The sequence below is a fragment of the Pseudomonas sp. D47 genome (assembly GCF_045447305.1).
Classification (GTDB): Bacteria; Pseudomonadota; Gammaproteobacteria; order Pseudomonadales; family Pseudomonadaceae; genus Aquipseudomonas.
Window position 1 is genome coordinate 25,071 of record NZ_JBJGXU010000047.1, and the last position, 19,484, is coordinate 44,554.

13 protein-coding genes are annotated in these 19,484 nt (G+C 56.1%); 6 read left to right on the plus strand and 7 right to left on the minus strand.

Annotation, left to right across the window (positions count from 1 at the left end; all coding sequences use genetic code 11):
* Genes tssK through ACI77I_RS23975 form a run of 6 tightly spaced genes read left to right on the plus strand, consistent with a single transcriptional unit; the run spans position 1 to position 7,806 of the window.
* Positions 1-1,332, plus strand: a complete 1,332-nt coding sequence (gene tssK, locus ACI77I_RS23950) for a type VI secretion system baseplate subunit TssK (protein WP_406998583.1) — start codon at positions 1-3, stop codon at positions 1,330-1,332.
* Between the two features lie 5 nt (positions 1,333-1,337).
* Positions 1,338-2,204: a type IVB secretion system protein IcmH/DotU gene (gene icmH, locus ACI77I_RS23955; RefSeq protein ID WP_406998585.1), complete on the plus strand. Its 867-nt coding sequence runs from the start codon at positions 1,338-1,340 to the stop codon at positions 2,202-2,204.
* Between the two features lie 13 nt (positions 2,205-2,217).
* On the plus strand, positions 2,218-5,727 hold the full coding sequence (gene tssM, locus ACI77I_RS23960) for a type VI secretion system membrane subunit TssM (protein WP_406998587.1): 3,510 nt from the start codon (positions 2,218-2,220) through the stop codon (positions 5,725-5,727).
* Positions 5,727-6,455, plus strand: coding sequence for a PP2C family protein-serine/threonine phosphatase (locus ACI77I_RS23965; RefSeq protein WP_406998589.1), 729 nt, complete (start codon positions 5,727-5,729; stop codon positions 6,453-6,455). The genes tssM and ACI77I_RS23965 overlap by 1 nt, the downstream gene beginning before the upstream one ends.
* Positions 6,452-7,486 carry a serine/threonine-protein kinase gene (locus ACI77I_RS23970; protein ID WP_406998591.1) on the plus strand — a complete coding sequence of 345 codons (1,035 nt, stop codon included), beginning with the start codon at positions 6,452-6,454 and terminating at the stop codon, positions 7,484-7,486. Before ACI77I_RS23965 ends, ACI77I_RS23970 begins: the two co-directional genes overlap by 4 nt.
* Entirely contained in the window at positions 7,483-7,806 is a 324-nt protein-coding gene (locus ACI77I_RS23975; protein WP_406998593.1) for a hypothetical protein, read from the plus strand. The genes ACI77I_RS23970 and ACI77I_RS23975 overlap by 4 nt, the downstream gene beginning before the upstream one ends.
* A 220-nt stretch (positions 7,807-8,026) precedes the next feature.
* Here ACI77I_RS23975 and ACI77I_RS23980 read toward each other — a convergent pair whose 3' ends face one another.
* The 7 genes from ACI77I_RS23980 to ACI77I_RS24010 form a co-directional block, all read right to left on the minus strand.
* On the minus strand, positions 8,027-8,287 hold the full coding sequence (locus ACI77I_RS23980) for a PAAR domain-containing protein (RefSeq protein WP_406998595.1): 261 nt from the start codon (positions 8,285-8,287) through the stop codon (positions 8,027-8,029).
* A 73-nt stretch (positions 8,288-8,360) separates the two neighbouring features.
* On the minus strand, positions 8,361-9,962 hold the full coding sequence (locus ACI77I_RS23985) for a DUF2875 family protein (RefSeq protein WP_406998597.1): 1,602 nt from the start codon (positions 9,960-9,962) through the stop codon (positions 8,361-8,363).
* Positions 9,962-12,148, minus strand: coding sequence for a DUF3274 domain-containing protein (locus tag ACI77I_RS23990; RefSeq protein ID WP_406998599.1), 2,187 nt, complete (start codon positions 12,146-12,148; stop codon positions 9,962-9,964). The genes ACI77I_RS23985 and ACI77I_RS23990 overlap by 1 nt, the downstream gene beginning before the upstream one ends.
* 45 nt (positions 12,149-12,193) lie before the next feature.
* Positions 12,194-14,698, minus strand: a complete 2,505-nt coding sequence (locus ACI77I_RS23995) for a type VI secretion system Vgr family protein (RefSeq protein WP_406998601.1) — start codon at positions 14,696-14,698, stop codon at positions 12,194-12,196.
* A 115-nt stretch (positions 14,699-14,813) separates the two neighbouring features.
* On the minus strand, positions 14,814-15,332 hold the full coding sequence (locus tag ACI77I_RS24000) for an Hcp family type VI secretion system effector (protein ID WP_406998603.1): 519 nt from the start codon (positions 15,330-15,332) through the stop codon (positions 14,814-14,816).
* 433 nt (positions 15,333-15,765) lie between these two features.
* A complete protein-coding gene (locus ACI77I_RS24005) occupies positions 15,766-16,488 on the minus strand; it encodes an AAA family ATPase (RefSeq protein WP_406998605.1) in 723 nt (240 codons plus the stop codon).
* A complete protein-coding gene (locus tag ACI77I_RS24010) occupies positions 16,485-18,710 on the minus strand; it encodes a Mu transposase C-terminal domain-containing protein (RefSeq protein ID WP_406998607.1) in 2,226 nt (741 codons plus the stop codon). The genes ACI77I_RS24005 and ACI77I_RS24010 overlap by 4 nt, the downstream gene beginning before the upstream one ends.
* Positions 18,711-19,484 lie beyond the last annotated feature (774 nt).

The following is a 19,484-nucleotide window of genomic DNA, read 5'->3' on the forward strand; positions in this document are numbered from 1 at the left end:
ATGAACGCCCATAAAGTCATTTGGCAGGAAGGCATGTTGCTGCGCCCGCAGCACTTTCAGCATAACGATCGCTATTACGACCACCAGATGAAGACCCGAACCCAGTTGCTGGGTAGTTACATCTGGGGGTTCTTAAGCCTGGATATCGACCTGCAGTTCCTCAACATGGGCAAATTGGTCGTCAGCCAGGCCGCGGGGATTTTGCCCGATGGCAGCCTTTTTGAACTCGGCGGCAATACCGAACCCTTGTCATTAGACGTGCCGCCGAACACCGGTAACACGCCGGTTTACATAGCGCTGCCGTTGGTTACAGGTAATCACATCGAGGCGCGTCGCCCTGAACAGTCCGATGTACTCGCACGCTACACCGCGTACGAGGCCGAAGTGTCTGACTCCAACGCGGGTGACGACTCTGCCAGCCAGGTCAGCTGTGCCCGCCCGGATTTCAAACTGCTGCTAGGCGAGCAACAGAGTGATCAGGCCTACGTAAAACTGAAAGTCTGCAACATTCTTATCTCCACGCCCGACGGTGCGATTAGCCTCGACCCAGACTTCGTACCAACCTTCATTCAGGCTCACGCCTCCAGCTACTTGCTGTCGTGCCTCAAAGAAGTCATCAGCATGCTCAGTCACCGGGGTGACACCATCGCCGAGCGGATCCGCTCCAACGGCAAGGTCGGTGGTGCAGAAGTCGGCGACTTCATGATGCTGCAACTGATCAACCGCACCGAACTGTTACTGCGTCACTACCAAGGCCTTGAGCAGGTTCATCCTGAAGATTTGTACCGTACGCTCTTGACCATGCTCGGCGATCTGGCGACTTTCTCCAACGAGAGCAAGCGCCCGCGCCTGGACAGCCGTTACCAGCACAGTGATCAAGGTGCGAGCTTTCGTAATCTGATGGACTCAATTCGTCAGGTGCTGTCGATGGTGCTCGAACAGCATGCCATCGAACTGGAGCTGCAACCCCGTCAGTACGGGATCCTCGTCTCGCCGCTGCATGACCATAAATTGCTCGCTTCGTCCTCGTTCGTACTGGCCGCCAGTGCCAACTGCGACAGCGAGGAGTTGCGCCATCGCTTGCCAGCGCACCTCAAGGTCGGCGCCGTTGAGCAAATCCGCAATCTGGTCAACTTGCATCTGCCGGGCATCAAGGTCAAACCGTTACCGGTAGCACCCCGGCAAATCGCGTTCCACTCCAATAAAACTTATTTCATCCTTGAGCTCAGTTCCGATGACCTGGCACAACTCGAACGCTCCGGCGGCTTCGCGTTTCACGTGTCTGGCGAGTTTTCCGATCTTGAACTGAAATTCTGGGCCATCAGGAACTGAACGATATGATTAAGGACAAGGAACACAACCAGGACGAAAAAACAGTCCTGCTCGACCGGCTGGGTAACGGCCCTGCTGAAAGTCCGCTGACTGATTCACCGCCACCGCGCTTCGAACAGCTGGAGGAGCGCATGATCTATGCCTCACGTATGCGGCCGGCTGAGTCATTCAATATTAGTCTCAACGCCCTTGTCGCCGCGGCGTCCGAACTGTTGTCCGAGGTAGTGCGGCTCAAGCACAGTAATGTCCCCGAGGACCTGGATGTACTCAACAAACGCTTAAGCGAAAGCCTTAACCTTTTTGAAGTGAGTGCATTGCAAAGTGGCGCGCTAGACAGCCAGGTCATGACCGCCCGTTACGTGCTCTGCACGGTGGCCGACGAAGCTGTCGTGACCACCACGTGGGGTAACGAAAGCACGTGGTCGCAGATGAGCCTGCTCAGCACCTTCCACAGCGAAACGTTCGGCGGTGAGAAATTCTTCCTGTTGCTCGATACCCTCTCTAAGAATCCGGTCAAGCACTTGCCGATGCTGGAGCTGATGTACCTGTGCCTGTCACTGGGCTTCGAAGGTAAATACCGGGTTCAAACCCGCGGGGTGGTCGAACTAGAAGGCATTCGCGACGCCTTGTATCGCCAGATACGCCAACTACGCGGCGATGTTCCTCGTGAGCTTTCACCCAACTGGGAAGGATTGAGTGACCTGCGCCAAAACATGGTACGCATCGTGCCGGCGTGGACCGTACTGCTATTCGCCCTGGTCTGCCTGGTAGTGATGTACTCGGGTTTTGCCTGGGTGCTGAGCGAGCAACGCCAAACTGTCATGCAACCTTACCAGCAGATAGAGCCGACCTCGGTTCAGCCGCAGCCGTAAACAGGAACGATAGATGAAAAAGCTTTTCAAGGCAGTCGGCGATTTTTTGCGTACGACTTGGATATGGACCTTACTGCTAGTGTTGTTCGGCGCGCTATTTGTCTGGTTTGTCGGGCCTCTGTTGGCGGTCAATGACTATAAATTCTGGGAAAACTCGACTTCCCGGCTGCTGACCATTAGTGCCTTATTCCTGGTCTGGGGGCTGGCAATGGTCTTTGTCAGTTGGCGCTCAGGCCTCCGTAAAAAAGCCATCGAAGACACCGACGACGGCCAAGCCCGTAGCCGCCGCGAAGAGCGAATCGACAAAGAACACAAAGAACTGAAGCGGCTGTTCAAGGACGCGCTGAAAACGCTGAAAACCTCGAGTTTGTATCGCGGACGCAGCGAGCGCTGGCGTGCTGATTTACCCTGGTACTTGCTGATCGGTCCGTTGGGCAGCGGCAAAACCAGTTTGCTGGACTTTTCAGGTCTTGAGTTTCCGCTCAATAACCTCGACCGAAAACTAACGCGAGAAACCAACAACACCGACCATTGCGACTGGTACTTCGCCGACCACGGCGTGCTGATCGATACGGCTGGGCGCTATTTGACCCAACCGGATGCGCAGGTCGATGGCTACCTTTGGAACGTCTTGCTGGATCTTCTGCGTAAACGCCGGCGCAACCATCCGTTGAACGGCGTACTGGTCACTATCCCCGTAGAAACGCTGCTCGGTAGCAGCGCGCAAACCCTTGAAGTACTCGCTCACCAAGTGCGCGCTCGTCTTCAGGAAGTGCATCAAAAGCTGCACGTTGATGTGCCGGTTTATCTGGTATTGAGTAAGGCTGACCGTTTGCTCGGTTTCGATGAGTTCTTCGATCAACTGACCAGCGACGAAAGCGACCAGGTGCTCGGCACCAGCTTTAGCGATCAAGGCGGGGCCGACGTCACCGTTCTGCGCGCGGAGTTTGAAGCGTTACTGCGCCGCCTGAACAGTCAAGTGGTCATGCGCATACATCAGGAGCGCGACCCCCAGTTGCGGGGCCGTATCCTCGACTTCCCCCACCAGTTGGGGCTGATTGGCCCAAACCTGTGCCGGTTCGTCGATATCGCATTCAAGGGCAACCGCTACCAGCGTGTCAGCCAGTTACGTGGCTTCTACCTGACCAGTGCACCCCATTTAACCCAAGAGGTAGAACCGGCCACCGACCACAATTCCACTCGGGCCGCGCCCCCTCGTGTGGTGTCAACACTGCACAATGGACGCTCGCGGTTCATTCATCATTTGCTTAGTCGCGTTATTTTCCCGGAAGCGTATCTGTCCGGCCTGGACAAGCGCGAACGCAGCCGCATCCACTGGGGGCAAAGCGCCCTTTACGTGGGCACATTGGCCGCACTGGGGCTGCTCGGCCTACTGTGGGCCAGTAATTACTCGTCCAATTACGAACGCTTGGAGACCCTGCGCACGCTGTCTCACACCTGGAATCAACAACGCTCGCAACTGAGCCCCCTCGATGACGCCATGACGGCGCTCAAGACCCTCGACACCCGCTACGCGGCAACGCAGGTCTTTCCGAAAAAAGGCGATGTGTCGTACCACCAGCGCGCTGGCTTATATCAAGGTGCAGAGGTCAATCCGGTACTTAAGCAAGCCTACAAGCAAGAGCTTGAATCACAGCTGTTACCACGGGTAGCGACGCTGCTGGAAGCCCAGATTCGAGCCAACATGAAAAACCGCGAACACCTGCTCAACAGTCTGCGCGCGTACCTGATGCTGAACATGCCAGATCGTCGCGATGCCGATTGGCTTAAAGATTGGGTCGCCACTGACTGGTCCCAGCGTTACGTCGGTAACACGGCGGTGCAGAACGGTTTGAACACTCACTTCGAACGGTTGTTGAAGCAGCCGTTTATTTACCCGCTGAACGAGCAATTGGTGGCCCAGGCGCGCCTGGCTTTACGTAGCGAGTCCCTCGCGAACGTGGTCTACAAAATGCTACGCGAACAGGCCCGCAACCTTCCTGACTATCGTTTTAGCCAGCACTTGGGCACGCAGGGCGCACTCTTTGTTGGAACCGATTACGTCATTCCTGGCTTCTACACTCAACAGGGGTATCAACAGTACTTTTCGCTCAAAGGCGCCGTGCTGGTCACAGACCTCCTACAAGACAACTGGGTGCTGGGCGAAGGCGCAGGCATCAGTGGCATGGACTTGCACCGCCTCATGGTCGCACTGGAGCAGTTGTACTTTCGCGACTACGCCAGCTTCTGGGGGGAAGCGGTCAGCCGGGTGGCCCTCCCCCCGATCAACGACGCCGCGCAAGGCGCCGAGCAACTGGCAGGCCTGACGTCGGCCAACTCGCCGATTCTGCAACTGCTGGTGCAAGTGCGCGAAAATACGCGCTTCTCCGTTGTTGCCGGTAACACCAGCGCCGATGCGGCAGCAGATTCCCCCGACAGCCCAAGTGAGAAGGGACTCAAACTCGCAGCCGCAACGGGCAAGGCCTCCATAGCCAAAAAACTCCCCGACACCGCCAAGAAAGCGCTGGAAAACCGCTTTGAACCGCTGCACCGCCTGCTGGATGAGCATAACGGCCCCACCGCCGACTTGGCCCCGGCGCTGCAAGCGCTCAACGAGCTGCAATTACAGATGGCTGGCCTAGCCCGTACCTCCTCGCCGGAACAAGCCGCGTTCGACATGGCCAAAGCCCGCATGAGCGGCCAGCGTGATGCCCTGAGCAACTTACGCAGTGCCTCCGGCCGTCTGCCACGTCCGGTCAGCGTCTGGTTCCACGTGTTGGCAGAAGACACCTGGCGGCTCGTACTCGACGATGCCTACCAACACCTGAATCAACGCTATCAGAGCGAGCTCTACAGCTTCTATGGCAAGGCGATCAACAAGCGCTACCCATTCAATGCCCACAGTACCAGCGACGTTGCAATCATCGACTTCCGCGATTTTTTCAAGGCGCAGGGAATCGCGGATCGTTTCTTTGATACCTACATGAGTCCGTTTGTCAGCGGCGATCCAGGCAATTACCGCATGCGCAGCGTTGATGGACAGAGCCTGCCGATTTCCACGACCTACCTCGACCAGATGGCCACGGTACAAATCATTCGTCAGAGCTTCTTCGCGGCGAACCCTGCCGAACCGCAAGTACAGTTCAAGCTGGAGCCCTATACCCTCGACGTTGCGGTCAACCGTTCAGAGTTCACATTTGGCGCAAAGGCGCTTGAATATCGTCACGGCCCGATTGTGCCGGTGACTTTTAAATGGCCTACCGAGGCTGAAGACGGTCGCGCCAGTCTGGTCCTGGACAAACTAACGGGGCGTGCAATCGGTATCGAAAAGAACACCGGTCCTTGGTCGCTATTTCGTCTGCTCGATTTGATGCAGATCGAATACCTGACAGGGCGCGATGTGCTCGTTCTAAAAGCCGACGTGGGCGGTCTGCGGGCTAACTACCTGCTAACCAGTCAACGTGCACCGAGTCCGTTCGATATGAGCGTGCTACGCACCTTCAGTCTGCCGGTGCAGCTCTGATGCAAGGTCTCAGCCCTTGGCGCAGCGCTGCCCGCACCGATCAGGGCAAGGTGCGCACACGTAACGAAGATGCTTTCCTGGACTGCCCACAGCAGGGGCTATGGGTGGTTGCCGACGGCATGGGCGGTCATCAAGGCGGCGACATTGCCAGTCAGTTAATCGTCGCCAGTCTTGCGCAACTGCCAGTACAGGACGATTTTGACGAACGACTCAACAGCGTGCGCCAGTGCTTGCACTGGCTTAACCGTCGGCTGGGTCAGGAGTTGACTGTCACCTCCGGGCGCCAGGACAGCATCATGGGCAGTACCGTAGTGGTGGTACTGCTCGAGGGGAATCGCGCAGCCTGTATTTGGGCCGGCGATAGCCGTTGTTACCTGTGGCGCAGCCAGTGCCTGTATCAGTTATCCAAGGACCATTCGCTGCAACAACAATTAATCGATGAACAACAGATGAGTGTCGAGCAGGCCAAAGCGCATCCAGCCGCTAACGCCCTAACCCGAGCAATCGGAGCCAGCGAGCAGCTAACGCTAGACGTGCTTGAGCTCAAGGTTTACCCAGGTGATGCGTTTTTGTTATGCAGCGATGGTTTATATCAGGGATTGAGCAGCGATGCCTTGGGCAGCGCCCTCAGCCTTCCTGCGCCGTACCTTGCACTGGAACATCTGTTCGACGGCGCTCTACGTGGACCTGCCCGAGATAACCTGACCGGCGTTGTGATCCGACAATGACTGATCTCAGACCTGCGTATGACGACCTGCCGGTGAGCGGAGAGCAAGCGAGCAACCTGACCTACTTTGCCTTTGCCAAGGCCCATCAAGCCGCACCTGTACCGGCTCCACCCCGAACCGTCAGTGCACTGCCGAATGTTCTGGCTGGCCGTTACCGCATCGAGCGGCTGCTTGGCGCTGGAGGCATGGGCGCTGTTTACCGCGCGCGGGACTTGTTACACGAACAGTTCGGCGACCCAGAACCCTATATCGCGCTGAAAATCCTCAACGAAGAATTTGTCGAATCGCCAGACGCGAGCGCTTTGCTCTACACCGAATTTGCCCTGACCCGACGACTGCGCCACAACAACGTGCTGCGCCTACACACCTTTGAAGTGGACACTCACTGTCAGCGAGCCTTCATCACCATGGAACTCATGAGTGGGGTGACCCTGGACAAGCTACTTTGCGAGCGACCTATGGGGCTGCCATGGGCAGAGTTGCGAAACATCGCGCTACCGCTGCTTGACGCATTAGCCTACATCCATGCCCGCGGCGTACTGCACGGCGATCTAAAACCGAGCAACGTGATGGTCACCGAAGAGGGCCTGCGGTTGTTTGATTTCGGCCTGGGTCAAGCCGAGGACGGTATTCTGAACGGCCTGCCGCAACTGAGCCGTGAACGGTTCAACGCCTGGACACCAGGCTATGCCGCCCCCGAGTTACTAGAAGGCCACCCCTTGTCCGCCAGCACGGATGTGTATGCGATTGCCTGCGTGCTGTATGAGCTAGCGCAAGGCAAAACCCCGTTTGGCCGCACACCCTCAAATCAGATTCAATATCGTCGTCTGCAAGCGCCCAGGCACCTTCCAAAACACTGCTGGCCAGCCCTGCGAGCGGCGCTGAATGACGATGCAGCGCAGCGAACCATCACCGCCCGACAGTTGCATGATGCGATGGCGGTCACCTCGTTCTGGGGCCAAGGCTGGTTATGGTGCCTGAAGTCCAGCGGAACGAAAACGTACTTAAATCCCAGAGGTATTTCACTATGAACCATAGCGTTTTACTCGCCATGGCCAGTGTCTTAACAGGTGAGCAGTTGAAAGTTGTATTGGTCCTACTTACTAGCCTGGATTACGAAAACTTTATTCTGGTCGCACAACCCGATGTTGCAGACGTGTTGAAAATGCAGCAGCCGAATGTTAGTCGAGCCATTAAAAGCCTGATCGGTTTCGGAGTCATCCTCGAAGGTCCAAAAGTTGGACGCATCAAATCCTATTGCCTTAACCCGCAATTCGACTGGAAAGACGCCGTAATGAATCACAAAAAGCCCATCAATACGGACGATGGCGGCAGCATAGACAAACCATGAAAACACAGCGGATGGAGGCTACAAACTTTGCGTACGCCACGCAAGCTCCTACCAACTGTTCCAGGTATTTCATCGGTATCCGGCGCAGCGCGCAGATGCTTCGTCGTTGCTCGGAATTAAACAGGCCATGTCAGCAGGTCAGTCTCTGGACGCCACTGTCGATTAAAACTGTCCTTTTTGGGCTGCCGATACCTTAACCCCGGAGCAGCCCGTGACACTTTCAACTGGCGACACTGCCTTGGGGGTTACTGGAAATCAGGCTAGCTCCGCAGTCGGTCTTCATCCCATGCAGCGCCACGGCAACACCGTCAACATCCAACAGCGCGCTGCCCTCGCTGATGGGAAACACCCCCTTGCACAAAGGGCACTCAACCTTATGCCCCAAGCCCGCCATGGGCTTGCCGTTTAAATCGGTTTGGCTAAACGCCTCAATCAAGCGCCCACCATGGCTGGTCGTGTCGTCGAGTCGGATAATGTCCATATCTATTCCTTGGGGTCTGCCCACGTGATTAAAAGCTTCGAGTCTCCGCCTGGCTATAGGGCCACCGACAACTCTACAAATCATCCATCCAGTCTTTTTTGCCCGGCAACGTACGCAGAAAGTGTTCAAGCGCAAATTCACCGTTTGCAAGGCTGATCTCATAGCGCGTAGGCCCTCGAGGCGCGACCTCTGAAACCTTCGCCGCTGGTTCGGCCTCATCGCTACTGGCGGTTTGCGGCATCAAGTTAATGCCAAATTTATGCCCTGCCGGTTTTTTCCCAGGTGTAGGCGAGCTGATAGCAATAATCGTTGCTTGATCCTTTCGACGCATCGGCATCACCACACTGGTGTCAGCGTTTTGGTAACTGGCCATGGACGCAAGAACAATGCCAACAAAAGGCGAAGCCGAACCTGTGTCGCCTAGCCGCTTGGTCAGATCGTAGCTTTCGCGGGACTCGAGCAGGTCAAGTGAACTATTGGCCATGCGCAGCGCCGGGCTCAGTTCGCCAAGAGGCGCGGTATTTAAGCCTGCGTCATAAAATAGCCGGGAAGGTTGGGGGGAGAGCTCGCTCGTTGCGTTTTTCCAGCCCACAGCCAGTTGAGCGCTCAGCGCTTCACGCTTTAGCCGCTCTCCATTGTCGGGCCGGAGCAACGAAATAGTCACTGGGCGATGAAGTTTGGCCAACACCGGCAGCGCATCCCATTGCTCGAAAGCCCGCGTGGTCCAAGGCTGTGGAATGAACTCTGATGGTTGGAACTCCACCGCTGGCTTACGCCAGCCCCACCCTCTGAACTCTGGGTCAATCTTGTTATCGTTGACCTTGGTGAACGGCGCGTAGTAACGCAGCCACTCGACACGCTCAGGGCGGCCGACAACCATAGCGACCATCGTGTCAGTTAATTTGTCTGATTGACGTGGTCCTGCTGTAGCCCCAAGAGATTTCAAAGAAACATCCTTGCTCGCTAAGGCTCCCGCCATATTGACGCCTTCCACGCTATAAATCAGCACGGCGGGAAGGTCAGGATTACGCTCAAACACTTGGAACAGGCTTTCTAACAAACCTTCAGGCGTGTCATTGCAGACAATCCCGATGTTTCGAATACGGTGCCAGTGCAAACCAGCAACCGGTCGTCCACCGTTGACCATGTTGGTTAACATTTTTTGGATTCTATCTGGTGTCAAACGTAAGTTCGGTGTAATGGCGTCCCAGCCACGTACCACCGTAACGGTGGGAATGGGCCATTTCTCCATAAAGTCGCGCAAGCCAAGTTCTAATGCATCGGCTTTACGCTTTGCATAAGCCATGTTTTTGTCGTCGGCAGTCACCGGATACTTCTTCGGGTCCATCGGCAAGATGCTGCCAACATGCAGTGAGTCGGGTTGCTCTGCATTTTGCTTTTGCAGCTCTTCCCACGCTTGCCCCTGACGAAACACATCCAAGCTCATCCCGATACTCAGTACATCTAGGGTTTCCAGACGGAGCGACGTGGTTGGGGCGCGATAACGGGCATCATCAGACATAGCGGGGGCCTTTTCTAAAGGGGGGTAGGCAGTCACAGGCGTGGCCTGACTGGCAAAACAGTGCGGCGCCATTAGCGGAGACTCTGCCGCTTGAACCGAATGACTGATGAGCAGTAGACCGGTAGCGCACAGATGGGTGAGTACTGAGCGCATCAAACCGGCTCACCACCAAACCGAATGGGTTTACCTAGCTTGCGCCCGCCCCATGTTTGCGTCGCCACGAGAGATGGCATGGGAGTGCGACCGACGATCTCCGGCAACTTACCAGTGGTGCGATACGTCACCGTGGCATCAATCAGTTCACGATTTTTGCTTTCCTCAAGAAGATAAAATGCCTCAACGGCCTCGTCGGGATAAAGCTGCTCATTATCTTCTTGGCCGACAACTACTTCATCTTCTCTCTCCCAATCAAGCCTCCAGTCCGCCACGCGACACAGGTAGGCGTAGAAGGTGACTTCATCAACACTGTCGCCAGCGCCGATAGCGATGTCATAGGCCAGCACCCTTCGGCTATGTTCGGGGTTGTTGGGAATGGAGGAATGAAACGACTGTGCCGTTTGAAAGTCTTCGCTCTGCAAACGCAGGCGCGCTTCGTAGGGTGTTTCTCCCCGCGTCACCAGCACCTTGCCATTCTCTAGCGCTCTAACAGCGAAGACATGGGCGCGCTGGGCGGGTTCTTTGGTTTCGTTGCGAGCCTTTGCCACGCTGTCTATATCACGGCCATATTTAAAGGCGATTTGCTCGTCCAAGGTCTCACTGCGGGCATGATTTGTATCCTCGGGACGCCATGCAGGCTCGAGGAAAACGAACTTATCGTTGCTAAGGGCAACGGCTGAGTCGATAGGGTCAAGTTTGTCGTTGACCTGATACACGCCACTAGGTGATGCATCGCCGGGCGCGGTAATGGTCCCATCAGTCGAAAAGTCAGCCACTGTGTGCACAGGCAATATCGGAGCGGTCAGCGTCACGTGGGTGTCATGTTTGAGTTCGGCACGTCCACCTCGATCAAGAAATCCTAAGCCGGTGTCTTCCCAGGTTTTTTCACCCTCTAGGCGCAATGGATACACGTAAGGAGGCGCATGAAAGCCGGTTTTTTCCTTTTCACCAGCGCGCTTACGCAGGGTAAATATGCGTTGGTGAAAACTAGGCGGTAGTACTTTGTGAGCAAGTTGGCCATCGACTTGGTGCCCAATCCCTTGCCAGCCGATCCCCTGAACATTGCCAAGCCCCACGGTTTGGTCCTGAGGCGTGAAGTAGAGGTAGATGCTGCCCCGGTTATCGCGCTCATTGAAGCGAACGTTTTCCCCATTAATATGGGCTTCACAAGCCTCGGCACCGGTCCACTTTCGCCCTCCAATGGCACCATAATGGCTACGATTGTTGAGTGCCAGACTCGGTAACGCTGGGGTAGGGTTCGGGCTTTCTGCGATAAACTTCAGAATGCCACTGAGCGTGGCAATCCGCGCCTCGGTGGTCTGTTGCCCTAACCATTTCTGGACTTTGTCGTTGTTGGGTTGGTACAGGCTATAAGGTGAGTTGAGCATAACGAAGCCATCTGCTGGGCGTTCACCCTCATCCTTGAGAAAGGCATGTGCCAGCAGGGCTAATAGCGTTCCTTGACTGTGGCCGACCACATTGATCGTATCGTTGGGATAACGCTCGCGGATGATTTTCATCAGCATCGCCAAGCGCATGGCGGCCAATACCATATAGCGACGGCCCGCAGCCGAGAACAATGGGTGGGTCAGGGTGCCACCTAAAGAATTGAGGGGGATGATGCCGAACGGATAACCGTTGAAGCCCTCACCCCACATGTCAGGCAAGTTAGTGGTGGCATTGGCGAACTGTCCGCCTTCTTTGGTGCCTGCCTTATCCAGACGGTTATTGTTGCGATCCAGCCATTCACCGTGAGGTGAGGTTTTATTGATGTGTTCCTCTTCCTCACGAAAGCCCCAATAGAACGGGATGACGACACTACGGGTCGTGCCTCCGTTGCTGGAGGCACTGAACTTGCGGCGGTAGTACATAGCGTCGGGGTTGGTCGCTTGCCCATCGTCGTCGTTGGGCAGACTGTATCCGGAAGGCTCTAGATAACCTGGGTTACGGACCCCTTTCCTTCCGGTCACTTCCGGCTCCATGCCTAAACGTTCGTTCAGCCCTTGGCATAAGCCACGTTCGATGCGCTCATAACAACCTGCAAGGTCGTTTACGCCGTGTACGACGATGGTGACGCAAGGTTTTGGCGGAGTAGCAAATAGATGGACATCGCCCCCACCGGGCATAGTGATAGCGGTTCCTGAAGCAATGGTTCTTGGGCGCTTGGGGACTGTTGCAGTCATCGTAATTCTCCTTTTGGTTAACTCGCTTTTTCCATCAAAGCGTGCTCATGAGTCGGCCATTGAAGGTTTTATGTCTACATTGGCAATATTCATGGCGTCCTTTTGCAACAGCTGCGTGGCTCCCTTTGCATCGGTGATGCCTTCAACAATGTCGCCATTCTTTAGAGTGATCTTGTAGGGCGCATTGGCCATCCCCGCTTGCCCATCGAAATGGTTCAGCATGAAACGTCGCTGTGTATCGCCCACCTCGAACGTTGGCAATGCAGCATCAAGACTGGCCGGTGATAAATGACTGTGTTTGGCGGCCTTGACGATGAAATTGCCAGGCATGCCGAGCTCGATGTTGCCGCCCTTGAGGGTGAGGTAGGCACCGCCACACATCAGGGTGATGTGCTCTTTGGCCGAGATCAGGACATGTTGATTGCTCGCGCTGACCTCAACGCTCTGGTCCGCTTCCAGACGAATCGTGTTTTTCTGAGTCTGTAACAACATCGGCCCCTGATGAGCGATATGGCGCATCTCACCACCGTGAGCAAACAGCCCCAGATCGGTGCCGGCGTTGACCACAAACGTCTGCCCGCTGGTGAGCTGCTGGTTGCGCTGGGCGATACTGTCAATGTGCTCGCCAGCCGCCACGGTGATGCTCTTGGGCGACACCGCAGCAATACCGGCCTGACCGCTCAGCGCCATGGCGGGTTTTCCGCCGTCCTTACCCGACTCATCATTGGCCCCAACCCCGAGGTCGCGTACGGCTTCGCTGAGAGTCTTCTGAGGCTGGGTATCATGGTCGATGCCTTGATGCCCCGCGGCGTAGTCGCCCAGTTCTTTAGCCAGTTGTAGAGCGGCCTCCAGCACCTGAATGGCCGTGGCACGGTTCAGGTGCCCGCCATTGGCGTTCAGTTGTTCTTCGGTACTGAGCAATAGCCCCTTGGCCGCGCGAAGCGCGCCGTGTTCGTCAGTTCGTAGCTCAAAACCTTCACCTCTTGGCGCCCCGCCATCGGGCCGCGGGTGAGTCAGATAGCCCAAGTGCAACGCAGTGGCGCCGTGATCGCTCATCAAGGCCGCACTGATTTGTTTGGTGGTGTCGTCGATGCGCAATTCGCTGGCCCGGGTCCCCTTGTACTCTTTGCTTTTGATGGTGCTGAGGATTTTGTGGTCAGGTAGCTTATAAGGCGGTAGATGAGTGGCCCGGTAGGTTCGCCCAGTGATGATGGGTTGATCACAATCGCCATCGAGGTAATCGACGATAACTTCCTGACCTACGCGCGGGATGGCCATGTGGCCCCACTCTGCGCCGGCCCAGTTTTGGGCGACTCTGATCCAGCAGGAACTGGCGTCAGTGTTCTTGCCGGTCCTGTCCCATAGATGCTGAATTTTCACCCTGCCGAACTCGTCGGTGTGGATTTCTTCACCCTCAGGCCCCACCACGTTGGCGATCTGCGGCCCATCCATAACGGGCTTTGGCAGAGGGGCAGGACGCCATTCCATGCTTTCAGGAATGATCTGGGCAGTAAAATCGTAACTCACGCCCATGTCGGCGCCGGCGGACTCTTCTTGCTGACTGGCGTGCTGGATCCCTCTGTGGGTGATACGCACCGAACGCCACCAACCGTTGAAATCTTCCCTGGGGTGTCCCGTGAGTTGAAAGGAGAAGCCTGGGATCAAGCGCGGATCGTCACCTTCAACCACGGCAAGCTGAGCATCCCTGCGATGACCTCGCAGGCGATCCTGGGTGAAGGCCTTACCGGCAGCGCTGTTTTTATAGCGCCCTGGATAATCGTAGCGCTCATAGTGCGGGGCCTGCTTTTGCAGGTCTTCGGCGACCGTATGCTGCTCTTGGTTAAACGATGGTCGTTTGAACGTGTAATCACGCTGAGTCTGCTCAACCGTACGAACGTTTTGCGTGTAGCTAAACGCATAGATCACGGGCTGTACCGCGTCAGCCGCAGGCTGTGATGTGTACAGCACCGGATCGCCTTCGATACGCTCCTGAACATAAAGCTTGTCGCTTTGAATCAGGGTGTGGGTGGTTGCCTCATGCTTAAAGAAATAGAACAACCCTTCTTCGATAGAAAGCCGCTCGTAAAAGTAGAGGTCTGTGTCTCCCACCTGGGCGCAGTACTCACGAGGCAAGTGCTCAGTGTTGATGCGTGTTTGATACGCCAGGACGCCGTGCTGATCGAGTACAGACTTGAGTATTTCGGGCACGGTTTTCTGTTGGTAGATGCGCCAATCTGAGGACAAGCCCATTCGAGCGAGTTGTGGTTCGACGACAGCACGGTAACGGGTACGTCGAAAGCCTGTTGTGCCTTGAGTGAAGCTCGATATGAGTCCATGCACATGGCGCACCGCCGTGGTGCCCTGCCAAATGGTAAGCAGTGCGGGTTGATCGAGTATCAGGTCGAAATCAATCGAGTGGTCGTCACTGGCGAGCTCAAGAGCTAGCCGATAAGGCTCGCTAATGGCTTCGTCGAGGGTGAACTCAACAACCTCAAACTCCGTCCGAGCGGACAGCACGGAGAAGGTGAACCGCAAATCCCTTTGGCGCATTTAACTATTCCCACGTTAAAGAATGAGCGCCACGTGAGGGGAGGTTGCCCGTAACGCAGACGCTACAAACGACATCGGCCCTGCAAGAGGGCCGATGCTGAACAGCTAGTCTGGATTAGCCTGCGACGGGGGTGCGCCAGTCATCAGAACCAGAAGTACCGCACACCTCGTGGGTCCAGGTGATTTTGCGGTAGGTGAACTCGACGTCTTCCAGGTGGGTGAAATGCGAGTTCGCGGGATCTTGGCAGTTGAACATGTAGTCCTTGATGTCCACGATGATCGCGTCTTCAAGTTTAGTGGTGTAGTAGTGCTCTTGGGTGCCTGCCGCCGAGGTGCGATACCACTGGATAGTGATTTCGCTCAGGCGTTCACCGGAGGTCAGTGCCGCGAGCAGCAGGGGCGATGACTTGTCGAAGACCTTGGTGATTTTGACGGGTTTGTGCACGCGCTGGCCGGTGGGTTGGCCGGACTGGGGATCGCGGGGGATGATGACTTCGTGACTGAAGCCCTGAACCATGACCTGGTCTTCGTGGCCTTCCTGGTAAGTATTACCCACCGAGTCAGCGGTAAAAGCACCGGCAGTGATCAAACCTTGTTTGGTGCCGGTGATGGACATATATGCTGGCGTAGCCATTGATGCGTTCCTTGCTAAAAATGTAACTATCTAAATAGACGAACCTGTCGTGCACGAAAAGATATATCAAAAAAATCACTGTCCGATAGGCCGTCGCGCAGGAAAGTTGTTGCGAGATTTTACGCATTGCATTTTATTAAAAGGAGCAGCCATTCGCAAAAACGACCAAAGCCAACCCAAGGCCGGGGGTATCGTTTCCACTTGTGGGGCAGAACGGCGCGCCAGGACTCAGTTGATGCAGGTTAGTTATCAGCAAAGCAGACAGACGATTTCCCTGCGCTAAATACGGCCTATTTCCAGCTGTATCAGGGCCGCATGGATCCACTGGATGACCACACCCCTCCCGGCAATAACCCGAGACATGTCGCCTGCGCCATCCGCACAGATCAGTCCTTTTGGAATTAGGCTCGAGATACAGGTTGCAACACGTGACTTATCCCAGATCCCGCCGCCCCTCAGCCATCCACACTGCGGCGGTATCGACGATTTCGGTGGTCAATAGAGTGAGCCCGTTGGGCTCCATCAGTCGCTGGCAAGCACGCGCCAATTCAATGCTGTCGCGCCAGAACCCCTGACTCACCTGCATAAAGCGTTTAGCGCACGCTCGCTCCACCTGACCAAACAACGGCTGCAAGATATACGCTTGCCCTTCATCGATTCGGCGCATACGGGTCAGGTGCAAGGTCTTGGCGCCGATGCGTGAGGCCAATTGCGCCAGGTACACCCCCGTCTGCGGTGTGCGAAACTGGCGATTCATCAGGTCGGTTCCCATCAGCAATAAGGCCATGCTTGCCTCGTCGGCCAAAAAACGAAGACCTTCCAGCTGGGGCCATTTCAAGTGGTTCGCCTCATCCACGATCACCAGGCGGTTTTTCACGTGAGGCCGTAAACGGGCAATCTGGGTCGCTGCCGTGCCGCCGCTGGCATCCAGGCCCAGCGCCAGGCATAAATCCAGCATCAGCGTTTTGGTCGACATGCCCTGATAGGCACAGACGCGGACGGCACCCAGTTGTTCAACCAAGTAATGTGCAATCGTACTTTTGCCGGTGCCCGGTTTGCCATCGATTTTACCCACTCGGTTGCTGTCGGCACTGAGCAAGGTTTGCGCCAGGGTCAGGGCTTGTTGGACCGCGACCGTTTCAATCACGCGGTTCATAGGTCACCACCTGACTGTTCCACACCGCGGGGTGGCAGTATCGGTGGCGGTGGACCTCCGTCCTCCTCGTTGAACTCAGGCAGGATTAAGCCACCGAGCAGGGCGTTGGGCGGCGTGGCCCATTGTGATGACGTGATGGGTGGACGACGTGTGTTTGTAGTGGTGGCTTGATGAGCCTTGACGGCTTGTAACATGCTCGACTGGGTGGGGGTCAGCTGGATACTAGGGCCTGAGGGAAGATTGGGGGCCTGCTCGGCCAGCTCGGTACGCCGGTGCATGGCCTGTTCCAGATCAAGGCGCACGGTGTGGCTGCGTAAATCACGAATATGCCGCTTGAGGACCTTGGCCCGTTGCGCCTGAGTTTTGGCTCCTTCCTCACCAAAGAACGCAAACGTCTGGGCCTGCTCGGCGGCGCAGATCAGTTGATTGTGCTCATCGAAAACAAACAGGTAACGTTCATCCCACTTGGCAAACCGTACGCATAGGCGTTCTCCCGTACGTTCAATCAGAGCGTCATTAAAATAGCTGTGGCCATTCCAGCTGACATAACCGCCGTCGTGAATCAGGCGGATTTCTTCGCTGGAAAACGCCACCCGCAGGGCAAGCGGATCCACCTGCGGGGCTCCGCCCCAGCCATCATTAATCGCCGCTCGCAACGCATCGTTAGGGCTTAGCCCTTGCAGGGTCCGGCTGCGTGGCTGGGCGCGGGCATGGTAATACGCCAAGGCACGGTCAAACGATTGATGAAACGCTTCCCAATCCCCAGGAAAGGCGCGTGGGGTACTTCCAACGTTATGGGTTTTCTGGCGCATCCGGTTACCGCCGATCCAGCCGGGCAGCATGGACAGGACCTGCTGTTCCAGCACCGAAAAAATACCTTCGATAGGTTTCGCTTGGGCGTTATAGGGCCGTGCACGGACGACGGCCCTGAGCGGGGTCACATTGGACGCGTCAAATCGGGCGTCCATTGCCGCGCCGGTTAAACGGATCAATTGGGTAAACCCTTCCATCATGTCTTGCCAACCGTATTCGGAGCCGTTGTCCAGATAGAGCTGACGAGGCAACCCCCACGCGCTGCACATCGCCGCAAAGGACTGGGCCACATGCACCTGTTTAACCCCTTCGCCTTTTTCCAGCTGGATCAGCGTTACATGCAGCCGCTGCGTAGCCACATCCAGCCATGCAATGGCTCGGGGCATCACCGCCGTACCATCCTCACGGGTTAACCGAATATCAATGGGGTGAACATCGCCCACAATGATGTCCATCGGTTTTAGTCCTTCGCGGTTTCGCTGAATGCGCGGTACACGGCTATCAAAAAACAGGCGCGCGTCTTTGTCGTGCATCGCCACCAGGGCATAGCGGCGAAAATGCTCAACATAACTGCGGCTGAGTTGGCACAACGAAAAAGACACCTCAGACCAGCCCGCAGCCAGCGACAGGTCATACAATACCGCGCTGCCCAGTTCCGCCACGGTGCGATAGCCTGGCGCCCCCGCCGCCCACAAAGAGCGCACCTGCTCGGCGAGTTGTTCGCCAATCTGCGCTTGGGTTTCAGCAGGCAAAGGACTGGCACTGTCCCACTGGCGGGTAATGCCCACTCGCTTGTGGCCAGCGTCGCACCTCGGGTTGCGCATCAGGGCTGTCAGACCTTGGTCTTCGTAGCGGGCGACCCAGCTGTATAGCGTATCAAGGCTGACGCGACGGCGACGACCGTCTGGAGTCTGGTGACTGCCATGCGATAAGTGGCGCAGTTGTTCGCCACGGGCGGCAGAATGCTTGGGGTAAGTCAGTGCCGATTGAATCACCCGCCATTTCCACAGGGCCAACTCACGGTGTTTGATGGCCTGTCGGTCTTGAGGGTGTGGACCTTGATTCAGTGCCAAGGTTTGAGAAAAAGGAGCGGAAAAAGGAGGTGGGGGTGCGCTTTGCTTGAACCACTGATGGTACAGCTCAGTGGGCAGGCTATCGGCTTGGACTTCGTAACGTGGGGGAGTTTGACGGTCTGAGTTTGGGCTCTCGCGCACCTGAAGCGACGTATCACACCAGGGTTGGCCGTGAACGGATTGGGCGAGAATATGCTGGGCGTGGGATGCAGAAATGTTTGCCAGTGAAGCAAATGCCGCGGCATCGAGCCATAGGGGGGAGGTACAGCAAACTGGTGCGGGAGAGAATGTTGAAAAAGATGAGGCTGGAGAAATAGCTGTCGATATAGCAGGCATGATGAGACTCCTTTTCTAATTTGGAGTCTACCGATTCGCTACCAAACGAATGGCGGCAGACTGTGCACAGGTTGGTAGACCGGGGAAAAGGACCCGGCAGGCCGAAGCCTCCCGCGCACAGCTGCCAAATAACAACAGGCATAAAAAAAACGCCTGCTGGCGTCGTGCGCCTTTTCATTCCGGGCTACCAAACCCGTATCGCTGATTTTGCAGCAACGTCCGTATTTAACGCGAGCTTGGGCCTTGATGCAAGGGCTGACTCACCAGCGATTTAAATGAGGCATGAGTCAGCCTCCTCATGTGCTGCCGATCCAGAGGATTCCGTCGCTGTATGAGGTCAATAGGTGCAAGGCGGCGTGACGCAGAAATACCGTCACGTAGATGAGAGTGGTTGTCGAGCATTAACCGAACATTGGCACAATGTTTGGCACTGACAGCGATGGTGCGAGCGCTAAAAAACTGGACCTTTTCCAAGCTTAGGGAAAACGGTCCGAGAGAGTCGAATCCCTCGAACCGTACCGCCAAGTTCCGCTTTGTTTCGGCTAGTCCCACTTGCGTTCGCCGATTCGGAGTTAAATACGGCCAAGATTCGGGAATAAAAAGATCCCACCTAGCCTCTTGATGAGGCCGTTTTTTATTGGGTGCGCGGAACTAATGGGGGAGTTTTGCAGCATAGGTATTGGTTGAGTGCTGTGGTTGTCGTGGGGGCGCTGGGTACATATCTGTTGCTGCGGTAACGGCTTCGTAGGGTTCCGCTCTTACAGCGGGTCACTT

Bases quoted from the DNA above. Each gene is read 5' to 3' on its own strand.
- ACI77I_RS23985 (WP_406998597.1), bottom strand. From the start codon at position 9,962: ATGCGCTCAGTACTCACCCATCTGTGCGCTACCGGTCTACTGCTCATC.
- ACI77I_RS24000 (WP_406998603.1), bottom strand. From the start codon at position 15,332: ATGGCTACGCCAGCATATATGTCCATCACCGGCACCAAACAAGGTTTG.
- ACI77I_RS23990 (WP_406998599.1), bottom strand. From the start codon at position 12,148: ATGACTGCAACAGTCCCCAAGCGCCCAAGAACCATTGCTTCAGGAACC.
- tssK (WP_406998583.1), top strand. From the start codon at position 1: ATGAACGCCCATAAAGTCATTTGGCAGGAAGGCATGTTGCTGCGCCCG.
- ACI77I_RS23965 (WP_406998589.1), top strand. From the start codon at position 5,727: ATGCAAGGTCTCAGCCCTTGGCGCAGCGCTGCCCGCACCGATCAGGGC.
- ACI77I_RS23975 (WP_406998593.1), top strand. From the start codon at position 7,483: ATGAACCATAGCGTTTTACTCGCCATGGCCAGTGTCTTAACAGGTGAG.
- ACI77I_RS23995 (WP_406998601.1), bottom strand. From the start codon at position 14,698: ATGCGCCAAAGGGATTTGCGGTTCACCTTCTCCGTGCTGTCCGCTCGG.
- ACI77I_RS23980 (WP_406998595.1), bottom strand. From the start codon at position 8,287: ATGGACATTATCCGACTCGACGACACGACCAGCCATGGTGGGCGCTTG.
- tssM (WP_406998587.1), top strand. From the start codon at position 2,218: ATGAAAAAGCTTTTCAAGGCAGTCGGCGATTTTTTGCGTACGACTTGG.
- icmH (WP_406998585.1), top strand. From the start codon at position 1,338: ATGATTAAGGACAAGGAACACAACCAGGACGAAAAAACAGTCCTGCTC.
- ACI77I_RS24005 (WP_406998605.1), bottom strand. From the start codon at position 16,488: ATGAACCGCGTGATTGAAACGGTCGCGGTCCAACAAGCCCTGACCCTG.
- ACI77I_RS24010 (WP_406998607.1), bottom strand. From the start codon at position 18,710: ATGCCTGCTATATCGACAGCTATTTCTCCAGCCTCATCTTTTTCAACA.
- ACI77I_RS23970 (WP_406998591.1), top strand. From the start codon at position 6,452: ATGACTGATCTCAGACCTGCGTATGACGACCTGCCGGTGAGCGGAGAG.